The organism is Ochrobactrum sp. PL_is501, from assembly GCF_055816895.1.
In genome coordinates this window covers 272,038-285,150 of the sequence record NZ_JBVPGR010000037.1, presented here as the reverse complement: position 1 = coordinate 285,150, position 13,113 = coordinate 272,038, and the positions used below count along the sequence as shown (strand labels likewise).

Annotated in this window: 17 protein-coding genes, 1 tRNA gene and 1 pseudogene; 14 read left to right on the top strand and 5 right to left on the bottom strand. The window is 56.8% G+C overall.

Going from position 1 to position 13,113, the window contains the following annotated elements:
* From AC0TOF_RS17290 to AC0TOF_RS17275, 4 genes and pseudogenes are all read left to right on the top strand, one after another.
* Window positions 1–281 (top strand): annotated as a pseudogene (locus tag AC0TOF_RS17290) (hypothetical protein); the annotation flags it as partial.
* Window positions 281–568 (top strand): hypothetical protein, encoded by a 288-nt coding sequence (locus AC0TOF_RS17285; protein ID WP_473769132.1) that lies wholly within the window; start codon window positions 281–283, stop codon window positions 566–568. The pseudogene AC0TOF_RS17290 and the gene AC0TOF_RS17285, both read left to right, overlap by 1 nt.
* Window positions 569–670: 102 nt before the next feature.
* Window positions 671–985 carry a hypothetical protein gene (locus AC0TOF_RS17280; RefSeq protein WP_122003314.1) on the top strand — a complete coding sequence of 105 codons (315 nt, stop codon included), beginning with the start codon at window positions 671–673 and terminating at the stop codon, window positions 983–985.
* A gap of 150 nt (window positions 986–1,135) precedes the next feature.
* Window positions 1,136–1,894, top strand: coding sequence for a class I SAM-dependent methyltransferase (locus tag AC0TOF_RS17275; protein ID WP_473769131.1), 759 nt, complete (start codon window positions 1,136–1,138; stop codon window positions 1,892–1,894).
* 526 nt (window positions 1,895–2,420) lie between these two features.
* Here the strand turns inward: AC0TOF_RS17275 and AC0TOF_RS17270 are convergent.
* Window positions 2,421–2,618, bottom strand: coding sequence for a hypothetical protein (locus AC0TOF_RS17270; RefSeq protein WP_025089582.1), 198 nt, complete (start codon window positions 2,616–2,618; stop codon window positions 2,421–2,423).
* A 332-nt stretch (window positions 2,619–2,950) separates the two neighbouring features.
* On the opposite strand from AC0TOF_RS17270, the gene AC0TOF_RS17265 reads away from it, so the two are divergent.
* Complete coding sequence (locus AC0TOF_RS17265; RefSeq protein ID WP_473769130.1) at window positions 2,951–3,241, top strand: hypothetical protein; 291 nt, start codon at window positions 2,951–2,953, stop codon at window positions 3,239–3,241.
* On the opposite strand, the gene AC0TOF_RS17260 is transcribed toward AC0TOF_RS17265, so the two are convergent.
* Window positions 3,238–3,789 carry a hypothetical protein gene (locus AC0TOF_RS17260; protein ID WP_473769144.1) on the bottom strand — a complete coding sequence of 184 codons (552 nt, stop codon included), beginning with the start codon at window positions 3,787–3,789 and terminating at the stop codon, window positions 3,238–3,240. The genes AC0TOF_RS17265 and AC0TOF_RS17260 overlap by 4 nt on opposite strands.
* A gap of 400 nt (window positions 3,790–4,189) precedes the next feature.
* On the opposite strand from AC0TOF_RS17260, the gene AC0TOF_RS17255 reads away from it, so the two are divergent.
* From AC0TOF_RS17255 to AC0TOF_RS17215, 9 genes are all read left to right on the top strand, one after another.
* Window positions 4,190–5,239, top strand: a complete 1,050-nt coding sequence (locus tag AC0TOF_RS17255; RefSeq protein WP_473769129.1) for a lipoate--protein ligase family protein — start codon at window positions 4,190–4,192, stop codon at window positions 5,237–5,239.
* A gap of 118 nt (window positions 5,240–5,357) precedes the next feature.
* Complete coding sequence (locus tag AC0TOF_RS17250; RefSeq protein WP_122003319.1) at window positions 5,358–6,980, top strand: ABC-F family ATP-binding cassette domain-containing protein; 1,623 nt, start codon at window positions 5,358–5,360, stop codon at window positions 6,978–6,980.
* A 108-nt stretch (window positions 6,981–7,088) separates the two neighbouring features.
* A tRNA-Arg gene (locus AC0TOF_RS17245) sits at window positions 7,089–7,165 on the top strand.
* 857 nt (window positions 7,166–8,022) lie between these two features.
* Window positions 8,023–8,358, top strand: coding sequence for a hypothetical protein (locus AC0TOF_RS17240; protein WP_473769128.1), 336 nt, complete (start codon window positions 8,023–8,025; stop codon window positions 8,356–8,358).
* Window positions 8,355–8,726: a hypothetical protein gene (locus AC0TOF_RS17235; protein WP_473769127.1), complete on the top strand. Its 372-nt coding sequence runs from the start codon at window positions 8,355–8,357 to the stop codon at window positions 8,724–8,726. Before AC0TOF_RS17240 ends, AC0TOF_RS17235 begins: the two co-directional genes overlap by 4 nt.
* Entirely contained in the window at window positions 8,726–9,013 is a 288-nt protein-coding gene (locus AC0TOF_RS17230) for a hypothetical protein (RefSeq protein ID WP_122003322.1), read from the top strand. The genes AC0TOF_RS17235 and AC0TOF_RS17230 overlap by 1 nt, the downstream gene beginning before the upstream one ends.
* A 93-nt stretch (window positions 9,014–9,106) precedes the next feature.
* Window positions 9,107–9,328 carry a hypothetical protein gene (locus AC0TOF_RS17225; RefSeq protein WP_162997387.1) on the top strand — a complete coding sequence of 74 codons (222 nt, stop codon included), beginning with the start codon at window positions 9,107–9,109 and terminating at the stop codon, window positions 9,326–9,328.
* Window positions 9,321–10,718 carry a virulence-associated E family protein gene (locus tag AC0TOF_RS17220; protein ID WP_473769126.1) on the top strand — a complete coding sequence of 466 codons (1,398 nt, stop codon included), beginning with the start codon at window positions 9,321–9,323 and terminating at the stop codon, window positions 10,716–10,718. Before AC0TOF_RS17225 ends, AC0TOF_RS17220 begins: the two co-directional genes overlap by 8 nt.
* 222 nt (window positions 10,719–10,940) lie before the next feature.
* Window positions 10,941–11,384: a hypothetical protein gene (locus AC0TOF_RS17215; RefSeq protein ID WP_473769125.1), complete on the top strand. Its 444-nt coding sequence runs from the start codon at window positions 10,941–10,943 to the stop codon at window positions 11,382–11,384.
* Here the strand turns inward: AC0TOF_RS17215 and AC0TOF_RS17210 are convergent.
* The 3 genes from AC0TOF_RS17210 to AC0TOF_RS17200 all read right to left on the bottom strand — a co-directional run bounded on the left by AC0TOF_RS17210 (window position 11,381) and on the right by AC0TOF_RS17200 (window position 13,080).
* Entirely contained in the window at window positions 11,381–11,668 is a 288-nt protein-coding gene (locus AC0TOF_RS17210) for a hypothetical protein (RefSeq protein ID WP_473769124.1), read from the bottom strand. The two genes, AC0TOF_RS17215 and AC0TOF_RS17210, sit on opposite strands and share 4 nt — an antisense overlap.
* Window positions 11,669–11,756: 88 nt before the next feature.
* Window positions 11,757–12,329, bottom strand: a complete 573-nt coding sequence (locus tag AC0TOF_RS17205) for a recombinase family protein (protein ID WP_473769123.1) — start codon at window positions 12,327–12,329, stop codon at window positions 11,757–11,759.
* A gap of 490 nt (window positions 12,330–12,819) precedes the next feature.
* Window positions 12,820–13,080 carry a helix-turn-helix domain-containing protein gene (locus AC0TOF_RS17200; RefSeq protein ID WP_473769122.1) on the bottom strand — a complete coding sequence of 87 codons (261 nt, stop codon included), beginning with the start codon at window positions 13,078–13,080 and terminating at the stop codon, window positions 12,820–12,822.
* Window positions 13,081–13,113: the final 33 nt, after the last annotated feature.

The following is a 13,113-nucleotide window of genomic DNA, read 5'->3' as shown; positions in this document are numbered from 1 at the left end:
AGCAGGCTATCGTCGTTCCCGAAGTCGTGACCGTGGAAAAACCCGTCGTAGCCGATCCGGGCGAACTTGGAACGAAACCGTCCAAGAGCAAGACTGTATGGACGTGGGCCGGTGCTGGCATCATGTCGGCAATCAGCGGGGTGGGATCGTTCCTTGGTGGCCTCGACTGGCGCGTCCAGCTTCTATTCAGTGCGGCCATCATCGGATTTGCAATCTACGGCATCAAGCGCCGTGCTGATTTGTTCAAGGCGGTGAAAGACCTACAGGCGGAAATCGGCTGATGGGTACGCTCTGGGGACTTATCCCTTCATGGGTAAAAACTGCGCTCGCTGCCCTTGTGGCGGCGCTTCTACTTCTGACGGCTGGATATCTCGCCGGAAAGCATGCAGGCCGTCAGCAGGCCGTTACTGAGCAATTGCGCGAAACCGTTAAAGCCGAAAAGGAAAGGGGCAAGGACGATGAAAAACTACGCGGGCTTACGGATTATGACTTTTGTGTTCTTGCCCTTCGTCGTCGCGGGCTGTCCTTCGACCAGTGCGACGAGCTGCGCGGGTTGGAGACAGAATAACCTTTCGCCTGCCGGTCTGGTTGCGCTGACCAGAGTGGACCGGACAGCGGCGGAACGGGTCGAAGGCAATGACGAGAATGGGAAACGGCGGGGCTGCTGGAAATGAACGGACCGTTAGACGAATTTGGCCTCAAATTGTCCGTCGTGATTGCCGGGTTTGCAGGCGGAGCTCTGCGCGCACTGTCCCGTAAGCGATATACTGTGCGGGAAACGATTGCTTCGCCAATCTGCGGAGCGCTGGCGGCCGGCTACCTGACCGGGCCGCTTCTGCATTATTTGAATGCGGTTCATTTCCCGTTGCCGCCCGATGATGGTTCAAACGCGGGGCTTCATGCCGCCGCATTTGTCGTCGGAGCCTGTGGAATGTGGATATCGGATGCCCTGTTTGAAATCGTTACCCGTCGCCTCAAACAGTAACGATTCCTGCCACTTGACATCTTCTGGCCAGCCGTTAGGAGAGCATACGAAGCACTTAATACTGGCAAGGAACGTTCCGCTTAACTATAAGGCCAGGCGGTTCCGCGTCTGACGAAAGTGTCGCGGCCAAATCAACTTTAAGAGGCTGGTATGAACAATCGCTATGGAACCCTCGCTTCCTGGGTCTATAATCTGGATAAACCGGTCGGGCGTTCTTTCGGCGATGTGGAATATTATCAGCAACGTCTTCGAGAATCCAATGGTCCGATTCTGGAGCCTGCTGTCGGCAACGGCCGTGTCCTTGTGCCGTTGCTCGAGGCAGGGTTCTCGGTAGAGGGGTTCGATGCATCTGAAGAGATGCTTGGTTATTGCCAAGAGGAATGCAGGAAGCGCAGTCTTCCCGCGAATGTGATACGAGGAACGTTCGAAGATTTCTCCTATGGCCAAAGCTTTGCAGCTATCATCATCCCAGCTGGTTCGTTTCAGTTGGTGACTGATACGACATCTGCGACCGCTGTGCTGAGACGGTTTTATGATCATCTGGTTCCCGGCGCGAAACTGATCATTGACCTTGATCCCATCGGAAGTTTCCTCGGCCCGACCGGTTCGGTTCGGCGTTGGACTACAGAAGACGGCGATCTGCTCACGCTCACAGATCATCGGGTCGAAACCGACTATGTTGCGCAGACCACACTCAGCCATCTCCGCTATGAACAATGGCGGGATGGAAACCTTGTGAAATCTGAGATTGATTTGTTCAAGTTGCGGTGGTGGGGTGTCGAAGAATTCTTGATGGCGCTCCAACATGCGGGTTTTGTGGATGTCGTGGTGTCTGGTAACTACCAGCATGGAAGAGCGCCGCACAATGGCGACGAGATCATCAGCTTCGAGGCGCGGCGTCCCAGTTAAGCCGAGATGGAGCTTCTCGGCTTTGGGGCTTGAATGCCCACATGAATGGCCGATTAAATTCCAGCTGCTTCCTACGCCACAATTCTTCAAACATCCTTTTCACAAGGGTGACGACTTCTTCCTTGTTCTCGCAAACACCGTAGGGCAGATTCTGGAAGGGGCTTCGGGTGCAAACCAGTGCCCATTTCCAAGTTCCCGCGCTGGGGCCAAAATCGCTTCTCAGGATGCGGCAGAAATCGCCCCAGTCCGTATATGCAATGAAGTCTCCGGGGCGCGTTTGTCCGCCGATGACCGTTCGTTCCCATTTCAGCTGCATCATTTGTCTGGCAACCCATAGCTGATGAAGTTGCCCGCTCTGTTGCCGCATTTGCTGCAAACCAGTCGTGGCTCGATCTCTTCGAGCGTGATCCACTCTCCGAAGCGAGCAGCCATAAGCGGGGCTGTCTTTTCCAGATAGTGACGGCAATTGGCACAGCTAAAGCGCACGACGTTTCGCGGGCGCAGTTCTCGCAGTACCGTTCGCATTTCACTTCACGAAGATTGTTGGTTTCCAGCCGCGTGCAAAGCCCATCGACATAGCCAGACTGGCATACTCGATTTCCTTGACGAGAAAATCCCGATCCTTAAGCAGTGATTCTATCGCAGCCCGCGCATCGCCTTTGTGGTAGGCGAGAACCAATTCAATTTCGTCGTCGTATTCATTTCCCTGCGCAACCGCATTCATTGTTCTGCTCCAGCGAAGCAGACACACACGCCACCAAGCATGTCTGTGAGGTGATCGGGCCGCCTTCCGATGTTCTTATTCTGTTCACGGTCGGTTGGGAGAGTCAAATTGATTTTTCAGGGCCAGCTTTTAGAAGCCTGTAAAATTCCACAGAATGAGAAATCCGTGCAGAATCCGTGGAAAATGATAGAATCGGTGCGCAAGCTGTTGTAAACACGCGCGCACCGAATCCCTTCACACGGGAGGGGTCACAGGTTCAATCCCTGTCACGCCCACCATCCGTCCGCTTCCCGGTGGATGTGTCTCAGGAACGTTCATATCTCCAAAGCATAATGCATGCGGCGATCACCACCGCGGATGTCAGCACGCCTATGACAATAGAGAATAGAACCATTGCTTTACCCCTGCTGCGTTCGTTTTCTTTTATGGAGCGGGAGAATGGCCGACGAAAGCAACTTCGTCAGGTCTACAATGACGAATCAACATTCCAGGTATTTGAATTGACGAGTCGCGGTTTCGCGTCCGGCGCGGGATTCAAGGCTTGGGGAGCAAATTTGGATTCGCCGAAAACAAAGCCCGGACTGTTCGGTCCGGGCTTCTGTATTCTGATGCTCGGTTCTTAATCGAGAACGTAGCACGACTTGACCTTGCCGCGCGCCGGGTCGCCGAAGGTGCGGTTGTCACACCGGACGCCGTTGCGGAACACGCCTTCCGTGAAGCGGCCATTTGCGCCATAGCGCACGCGCTTGCGGCCGTAGAAATCGCAGAACCCGCCTTCCTTCGCGCAACGGCTCCAGTCGCGGTCACGGTCATCGTAGCGATCATACGGATCATACCGATTTGGACGATCGGGGCGGTCAGGACGGCCCGGACGATCTGGCCTGTCCCAGCGATCCTGAACGACGAAGGAGCAGCTCTTCTTTTTACCCGGTGCGGGATCGCCAAAGACACGGTTGGAGCAGCTGACCTGCGGGCGGTCGATGAAGCGCGATGTATTCTGTCCACCGGTGCCATAGACCACTTCAGCCGGGTAGGGCAGCTGGCAAACACCGTTTTCGCTTGCGCAGCGCTGCAACTGGGCTGCTGAAGCCGGTGTGACGAGAGGTGAGAGGACGGCCACCAGGCCGCCAAGGCATAGGGAGGCAACAGTCGTCTTGAGTGCAGGTATCATCATGAGTCCCTCTGATATCGATGGAATATGCTTTAATTCCGGTAGCTTGAACAGAGGATGAATAGGGCGCGCCCAATGGGAATTTTGCCAGTTGGTTAAGAATTCCAGGAGGCGGGGTCGACAAACATTTTCTGCTCTGGTTTGCTACGGCAAGAATGAGGTTCTGAAATGCACCGACTGCCTTTTCGTTTCAAATCGATCATCGTTGTTCTGGCAGGCATGATCGCCGTCGGTTTTTTTGTCGGCCACAAAACGAAAGAGGCGCGCCAGACATCGCTTGTTCAACGTTCTGCGCCCTCTGAAGCCGGAATATAGTCCAGCCCTTTCGTCCGACCTCCTTCCTTTCCCGCAAGTTTCATGAAATGAAACACTCACGTTCACTGTTCGGGAGGCTGCACACATGCACGGCGAATACAAAGTCCATGGTGGAAAACTTGTCGTTGTCGATCTGGAAGTTCGTGACGGGCGTTTGAGCGACGTGCAGGTGGCGGGCGATTTTTTCCTGGAGCCGGATGAGGCTCTGGGGGATATCTGCAATGCTGTTGAAGGTCTCTCCGTCGATGCCTCGTCGGAACAGATTGCCGACGCGGTGAGGGCTGGCCTTCGCCCCGATGCCATGATGCTCGGTTTCAGCCCGGAAGCGGTGGCGATTGCCGTCAGGCGAGCACTGGGCGTTGCACGCACATGGCGGGATTTTGAGTGGCAGATCGTTGAAATGCCGGCGGTTTCGCCCGCGATGCATCTCGCGCTCGACGAGGTTCTGGCAAAGGAAGTGGCCGCAGGACGCCGCGCGCCGACGCTGCGCTTCTGGGAATGGGAACGCCCGGCCATCATCATCGGCGCGTTCCAGTCGCTGCGCAATGAAGTGGATATGGAAGCGACACGCGAATTTGGCGTAGAGACCGTTCGGCGCGTAACCGGCGGCGGCGCGATGTTCGTTGAACCCGGCAGCACCATAACCTATTCGCTCTATGCGCCCGGCGAACTCGTGCGCGATATGAGCTTTGCCGATTCCTATGCATTTCTCGACGATTGGGTGCTGAAAGCGCTCAATTCGCTGGGCATCGATGCGTTTTACAAGCCGCTCAACGATATTTCGAGCTCCAGGGGCAAGATCGGCGGCGCGGCGCAGAAGCGCTTTTCCAAGGGGACGGTCCTCCATCATGTGACCATGGCCTACGACATGGACGCCGAGAAAATGGTGAAGGTTCTGCGCATCGGGCGCGAGAAGCTGAGCGACAAGGGCACGACGAGCGCAGTGAAACGCGTCGATCCTGTTCGCAGCCAGACAGGTCTGCCGCGCGAGGAAGTCATCAAGCGCATGAAGGAAACATTTGTATCGCTCAATGGCGGCGTCAGCAGCACGATTACGCCTGAGGAATATGCGGCGGCGGAAAAGCTGGTGGTCGAAAAATTCTCGACCGAGCAATGGTTGCATAACATTCCATGATCTGAAGCGGAGAATTTCCAACCGCAAAGCGGGGTGACTTGGCTGTGCCGTCGTGGCATAGGAGGCCGCAACGCGACCGCCTTCCATCCAACGCCATCTCGCAAAGTCTGCCCGTTTCATGATCCGCATCGACAATATCAGCAAATCCAACAGCCATCGCATTCTCTTTATCGAGGCTTCCGCCGCCCTGAACCGGGGCGAAAAGATCGGACTTGTGGGGCCCAACGGTGCGGGCAAGACGACCCTGTTTCGCATGATTACCGGCGATGAGCAGCCGGACGAGGGGCAGGTTTCCGTCGAAAAAGGCGTGACGATTGGCTATTTCGACCAGAATGTCGGTGAAATGGGCGGACGTTCTGCCGTCGCGGAAGTAATGGAGGGGGCGGGCCCTGTCAGCGTAGTTGCGGCGGAGCTCCGCGAGCTGGAGGCCGCAATGGTCGATCCAGACCGCATGGACGAGATGGATGCCATCATCGAACGTTATGGCGAAGTGCAGGCGCGATACGAGGAACTGGACGGCTACGGTCTGGATGGCCGCGCGCGCGAGGTTCTGGCGGGCTTGAGCTTCACGCAGGAAATGATGGACGGCGATGTCGGCAAGCTTTCCGGCGGCTGGAAAATGCGCGTTGCGCTGGCGCGCATCCTGCTGATGCGGCCGGACGTGATGCTGCTCGACGAGCCGAGCAACCATCTCGATCTCGAAAGCCTGATCTGGCTGGAAGCGTTCCTCAAGAATTATGACGGCGCGTTGCTGATGACCTCGCACGACCGCGAGTTCATGAACCGTATCGTGACCAAGATCATCGAAATCGACGGCGGCTCGCTGACGACCTATTCCGGCGATTACGCTTTTTACGAGGGCCAGCGGGCGCTGAATGAAAAGCAGCAGCAGGCCCAATTTGAGCGCCAGCAGGCAATGCTTGCCAAGGAGATCAAGTTCATCGAGCGTTTCAAGGCGCGTGCTTCCCACGCTTCGCAGGTCCAAAGCCGTGTGAAGAAGCTGGAGAAGATCGACCGCGTGGAGCCGCCCCGCCGCCGTCAGACGGTCGCCTTCGACTTCGCGCCCGCGCCGCGTTCGGGTGAGGATGTCGTGAGCCTGAAAGGCGTGCACAAGACCTATGGCAGCCGCACGATCTATGATGGTTTCGACTTCATGGTCCGCCGCCGCGAACGCTGGTGCATCATGGGTGTCAACGGTGCGGGAAAGTCGACGCTGCTGAAACTGGTTGCAGGTGCAGCAGAGCCGGACAAGGGCAATGTCAATATCGGCGCCAGCGTCAAGCTTGGCTATTTCGCGCAGCATGCAATGGATGTGCTCGACGGCGACGCCACCATACTGGAATGGTTGGAAGAACGTTTTCCAAAAGCAGGCCAGGCGCCGCTTCGTGCACTCGCCGGCTGCTTTGGTTTTTCCGGTGATGATATCGAAAAGAAATGCCGCGTGCTTTCGGGTGGGGAAAAGGCCCGTCTGGTGATGGCGGCGATGCTGTTCGACCCACCGAACTTCCTGGTTCTGGACGAACCGACCAACCATCTCGACCTCGATACCAAGGAAATGCTTATCAAGGCTCTTGCTGCCTATGAAGGCACGATGCTGTTCGTATCGCACGACCGGCATTTTCTCGGCGCATTATCGAACCGGGTTCTGGAACTGACGCCTGATGGCATCCACCAATACGGCGGCGGCTATACGGAATATGTCGAGCGGACGGGGCAGGAAGCTCCGGGGTTGCGTTCTTAACAGCGGAAGCTGTCGCAACTTTGCTCTGATTTCTCAAAATAAGTCATTGATGCACATGCGCGGTTCGGTTAGAAACGCGCATGAAAAGGCTTCGTGCCTGCCAGTAATGCACCCGTAGCTCAGCTGGATAGAGTGCTGCCCTCCGAAGGCAGAGGTCACAGGTTCGAATCCTGTCGGGTGCGCCATAAAAATCAATCACTTGGCGGCATTATCGATTTAGCCTAGGTAGCAAATAGGTAGCGCCACGGCGGGTTTCGTCCCGACTTGGCGGCTGAGCTTTCCTAGCCAAGATTCGACTCGAAGCCGGAAACATGCGAGCGAGTCGGAAGCCGCGCCAGCGCGGCTGGGAGTCTTTAGACGCTTAATCGCGTCTGAGTCCTGTATGGTTCTACGCATGAAGCGTAAAGCCATATAAACCTGAAGCCGCTTTCGTTTCGGACGAGTCTTTTCAACGTTTGCCGTCGTTCGAGTCTTTGGGCCATACAATTCGCCTCGCGGATGGATCGTATGAACCTGAAGGCCATTGCCTTGACCAAGGAGTCATAAGGCAAGCTTTGCCGGTCGAGTCATGTGCGCACTTGCCGCCATCATCAGCTCCTCCCTTCCCAAGTATATCAAAAATATACACCTCAAGTTATAGGTTAAAACCAGCTTTAATTTGCTTGTAATTTCTTGTTTTTGATCCTGATTAACATTGTTGACTAAGTATTAATGACAAGCCATGGTGGTTGAATTCAAGTGATATTGAAGCAACATGAGCCATACAGGTAGGGTTATGATGGAAAAGGAAACACTTTTACTTAGGAGGGATGCTGCGAAAGCTCTAAGCGCTGTAGGCTATCCCGTAAAAGCAACGACGTTGGCGAAACTTGCTTGCCGAGGTGGAGGGCCAAAGTTTCGTCGGTTTGGACGGACGCCGCTCTATCGATGGGCGGACCTTCTGGAGTGGGTCGAGGCGAAATCCTCCCCAGTCGGCACAACCACCACCGAATGCGAAACTCTGCGCAGCGCCGCTGCCGCATAACCCACGGAGGCGAAAGCCATGAACTACATTTCAAACGACAAGATTGAAAGCGCTCGACTGGAGGCGAAGCTCGGAAGCTTCCGGGCCGGACCCGGCATTTCCGTGACCGATCACCTCAACGGCCAAACCGTGCCAGCTTACGATAAAGGCTCGGACGCGGTGGCGTTGGGCATTAGCGAAAGTGCGGCGATGCACAAGCGGGACATGGAACGCCTAAAGGCTCGTGAAGCGGTGCGGGCCTCGGTCTTCGCCGCATTCCCGGACGCTCCAGCGGAGCTTCAGTCCATTATGTACAGCCATCCCAAGGTCGAGGCGTGGCTTGCCGCGCTCGCGGAGAAGGAGCAATCCCGATGAAATCCGAAGACTTTTATCACGCCGCCAGCGCCCGCCTCTTCACGCCGGAGCAACTGGACACCATAGCGTACCGCTATCAGCAGTCGGCGGCACTTTACCCAGAAGAGCACGAGCGCGTCGCCCGGTACATTCAGGACCACAAGCTGGTCGGACACCGGGAAGTGCTGGAGCACTATCTGCGTAGCAATCTGCCGATGAGCGTCCACGCCCTGAACGTCATCAACACCTTTGCTGACTCCACTGCCGCAGGTGCTTACGACCGAGGGGCCGAACGAGGAGCGCCGACGCATGGGGTCGAGACCTATGGCGGCGTTGAATCGGCAGCAAGCCGTCTGTTTAGCAGCACGGTGAAACCGGAGGAACGGTGATGGCACGGACTCCGTTCGGGGCGCTGCTGGAGGAAGCCGAGGCTGCGTTCATTGCGGGGGACGACGCGGGCTGGCGGGACGCCATGCGGGTGGCGCACCGGGCCGTGGCGGAGGTTCGGGCCTCGTCCGATCCGGTCAAGCAGTTCATGGCAGGACTTCGAGGGCTGCGGGAGTTGCGGGACTGGCATCGGCGGGCGGGTCGGAAAGTGTTGGCGCGGGATGCGGAGCGAGCCGTGGAGGTGCTGGAGGACTTGGCCGCGAAGCTGGTGGCTAGGTCGATGAATTGAGGCGCGGGCATGGCCACCGCGACGCGGACCGGCGGAGGTATCTAAGCAAATTCCGCCGGTCTCATTTTTCGGAAGATAGCGAGGTGAACGGCGATGACTGCAGACGTGATTTCATTGGACGAGGCCCGGAATCGGTTGCGGGTGGAGCCGGAGTTGGTTGCACAGGACGAGTTTTTCCGGGGCATGTACTTGTTGCGCGAAGCGCTGGAACTGATCGAAGCCCTGCCGGGAAAGCGGGCCGAAGATGCCTACGACCGCCTATGCCAAGGAATGCGGGTGGTTTTTGATCGAGAACGGAGGCTGGGCCGTGGGTGAGATTTTGAAGATGGAGAAGGATGTGATGGCAAGGGTGGTGCGGGAGTTAGACACCACGGACCTTGCGTTGCTCACCGCAGACGATCTGGCAATGAAAGACTTGCTGCCGGTTTCGTCCAAACCGAACGAAGTGCAGACCTTTAGCTCATTTTTGGACCGCAAGCAGGCGCGAAAGGGCAAGGCGCAGGCGGAACTGAACCGCCAAGCAAATCCGGGTGGCTTCGCGCCGTCGGTGGCGAACGCGAAGCTAGCGATCACCAAGCTGGGCATCCGCATGAAGTTCGACAAGTTCCACATGCGGATGGAGATCGAGGGTTACGATAAGCCGGTTGGCGAGGCTTTTGCGGACACGGTGCTGAAGCTGCGCGATGTTGTGATTGAGAATTTCGATTTCGATCCCGGCCAGCGAAACGTGGAAGATGCGGCAAGGCTGCTTGCGATGCAGAACGCGTTCGATCCGGTGCGGGATTATCTTGATGGGCTGGTTTGGGATGGAAGGCGGAGGCTGGACACTTGGCTTTCGGTGTATCTTGGCGCTGCGGATGACGAACTGACGCGGGCCATTGGCCGGGCCGTGCTGGTTGCCGGGATCCGGCGCGTACGGCGTCCCGGCTGTAAGTTTGATGCGATGCTGGTGCTGGAAGGGCCGCAGGGGCGCGGTAAGTCATCGGCGCTCAAGGTATTGGCCGGAGGTGATGACAATTTCACCGACGCCCTCGATTTCCGCCAAAACTATAAGGAACATCAAGAACTGCTGCTGGGAAAGTGGATCGTTGAAGCGCCGGAGTTGGATGGGCTTGGCCAGTCGGACGTGCGGCGGGCAAAGCAGTTCATTTCAAAAACCCACGACCGAGCGCGTGCCGCCTACGCCCGGACGGTCGAGGAAGTGCCCCGTCGCTGCGTCCTGATCGGCACGACGAACGACGACCATTACCTGAAAGACCCGACCGGGAACCGGAGGTTTTGGCCGGTGGTGACGGGAGAGATTGATCTGGCGGCCCTGCGTGAGGCCCGCGATCAGCTTTGGGCTGAAGCCGCGATAGTGGAGCCGGGCGAAGCTGACCCGGTTACGATCCCGGAACATTTGTGGACGGTTGCTGCCGAGCGGCAAGCCGAACGGGTTGAGGCTGATCCGTGGGAAGATACGCTCGCCGCGCTCCTACCGAAGCTTGCTAAGCAGGCCGAAGGTGAGCTTCGTATCGCCACGAGTACCATTTTCGCATCGGCATTGGCGATGGAGATGCCGAACGTGACGAAGCGGGATAGTCGGAGGCTGGGCGATTGCATGAGGCGGCTGGGGTGGACCGGGCCGAAGCTGATCTGGGCGGGAGATAAGCCGGTTAGAGGGTATGTTAAAGAGGGTGGTATGGCCCTAACGGATGATGAATGAAAAAATACAATAAAAACAACGGCCTAACCGCCTAACTGTTCCTAACGGTTATAACACGAACTTTATAGACTTCCTAGGACACTAAATCCCTTCAATCCCCTTATCAGTTAGATCAGTTAGAACGGTTAGGATTTCTTCCATCCTATTGAAAACATGGGATTTTCATCCCTAACCGAAACCGGGTCATTGTCCCTTTCATAACCGTTATGTGGAGGCAGAAGAATGGCCGAGGGTGAAATCCTAAGCCCGGCGCTCGCCGCGCTGTTGCAAATCATGACCTCGACCGAGGTGGCAGAGGCCAAGTGCGTCGAGGCCGCGAAAGCGATTATTGAGTATGAAGCGCCGCAAGGGGTCTACGACCTCACCCACCGATATTTGCTCGGGGTGGCCGAAGATGAGGAACAATCAACGGATTTGCGGCTGGACGCGTTGAAGTTGCTGCGGAAGGTGGAGGCGAGGCGCGTGACGCCGCCCCCTGCGGCCTCTCTTGTCGCGAGTAAGGAGACCGCCGAGCGGCTTGGCAGGGCGAGGTTACGCCTTGACCTTCACGCTAAAGGGGAATGGCCCACCAGCGAAGCTGGCTGGACCGAGGGAACCGAAAGCCCCGCCGTGGAAATGTCAGCAGTGGGGCTTGCGGAGCGGCTCAAGGCTGCACGAGTCCGTTAGCAGGTTCGTGGCAGTTCTAAACCGAGGTCGAGGGCAACTGTCTGAATAATTGGGTTATCTGCGCGTACCTTGCCGTCCCGAGCCCAGACATAAACTGCTCTGAGATCAGCCATCATTTTCACTTCTAAGGGAAGTTCGCTGAGGATCACAAGAACCGCTTCTTGAGGCGAGCAACCCGCCGCTTTGCCGCGAGATTGCCCAATTTGCCGAAGGTTTGCAGGGATGGTGGACGGATCAATCCCCAAAGCAGCAAGTGCAGCGTTAAACCGTATGGTATAAAACATATGAAATCAGGTGATGATTTTCACCTGCCTCCGTTTCCAAAGTACTCCCGTTACACAGTAAGCTGCACTCGCATAGTGTGTAAATACATTAAATTACAATCTTTGATCGCAGTATTCTAAACACACTCGCCCGCCCGATCCCCAGCTTCGTCGCGATTGCGTCAGCCGTCATTCCTCCGGCCTTCAACCGCAGTACATCTTCCGCTTTTGCCCGCGCAGTCGGCGCTCGCCCCTTGTACTTGCCCTCGGCTTTGGCCCTCGCGATCCCCTCGCGCTGCCGTTCCAGCATCAACTCCCGTTCAAACTCCGCAATCGACCCCAGCAAATTCAGCATCAGCTTGCCAGTCGGTGTGGCGGTGTCGAGGTTCATCGATAGGATGCGAATCCCCACGCCCTTCGTGCGAAGCGTCTCTGTGATCGCCACGAGGTCTGCGACGGAACGCGCAAGGCGGTCCAGCTTGGTGACGATAAGTGTGTCGCCCTCGCGTAAGTAATCCAGCGCCCGCTCCAGTTCGGGGCGCTTGGTAGCCACAGACGACAACTCCTCTTGGAAGATGCGCGACGCTCCCGCAGCGGACAGATCGCGGAGCTGGGCTTCAAGGCCAGCTTTCTGGTCGGTGGTTGATGCGCGGGCGTAGCCAACGATTGCGGCGGTGGACATGACGGACTCCGATGGTCTCACATAACTTTTAGATACTGTGATACCAACGTATCAAAAAGTCAACTTCAATGTGTGTGATACCACCAGTTGGCTCTATTCCGAGAATCGCTAGGGCTTGCCCTATTGATACTGCGCGGGAATACAGTGCTGTGAGGTTGAGCCATACGCATGGGGTTGGGCGATGCATTGCATGGCTAGCCATGGATAGAATTTATCGGGAAACGGGACGGAATGGTGCCGCCATCAAGCGCGGCAATGATTGCCGGTAGTTCTATCCATCGAATGACATATCCCACCATGCTGGGGATGCGGGGCGAAGATCGGTATGGCCCATGGGCTGCTAATCGCGTGAGTGGCCGAGCCCCTCCCACCCCTTCAAGTTTTCCGCGCAGAGGGAGTGGTTTCGCCGGGTGCCCCCCCATCCGCCTGACCATGTCCCTCGCAAATTTTGTGAAACATTTTGGATGGTATGGCTCAGCCTGGGCGACCTTTAGCTTTTGCGCCTGCCTGCACCGAGCGGGGCGATTGGCTCAGCGTTTTTCGGGGGAATGGCGAATAACTCGGAAACGTCGCAATCGAGAACCGTAGCCAGTTTATGGAGCGTGACGATTGTTGGGTTTTTCTTGCCGCGCTCGAGATGGCCGACATAAGCGCGCTCAACCTCTGCGGCAAACGCAAGGTGATCCTGCGATATACCTTTTTCAACCCTTAAGCGTCGAAGGTTCCAGCCGACTCGTTCTCTGACATCCATTTTGTCAGAGCACCATCTGGACTGTTATGAAAC